This is a genomic window from Enterobacter cloacae complex sp.6700776 (assembly GCF_048284255.1).
Taxonomy (GTDB): Bacteria; Pseudomonadota; Gammaproteobacteria; order Enterobacterales; family Enterobacteriaceae; genus Enterobacter; species Enterobacter intestinihominis.
In genome coordinates, this window is the sequence record NZ_JBLVYK010000103.1 from 1 (window position 1) to 341 (window position 341).

The window sequence follows — 341 nt, forward strand, 5'->3', positions numbered from 1 at the left end:
GGACACGGTTTTTAATGTCGACTTTTATGTTGATCCAAAAATTCTCATCGAGGGATAACAAGAGATGACCAATGAAAATAAAGGTTATACCTTAGCGCTAGAGAATGGCCGACTTCACCAGAAGCAGGAAAAAATATTTCTCAAACCAATGGTGTTGTATATTCCACAGCAGGCGGTGGAGGCCGTTAATGACCTGCTGAGCAAGTTACCGGACGACAGGGAAGAGGGGGAGTTTCTGTTGACGGTCACCAATAATAATAACGGCGTCTCGGTTGATAAAACCTTTTCCTCGCTGGCGGCGCTGCGCGACCCACTCACCGCGGCTGATGCGGTGAAGGATC

General features: G+C 47.8%; 1 protein-coding gene. It reads left to right on the forward strand.

Annotated features, from left to right (window positions below):
- Positions 1-64: 64 nt before the first annotated feature.
- Positions 65-341, forward strand: a 277-nt coding sequence (locus ACNQ0T_RS23415) for a DUF1869 domain-containing protein (protein WP_417930404.1), incomplete at its 3' end; no start/stop codon positions are given.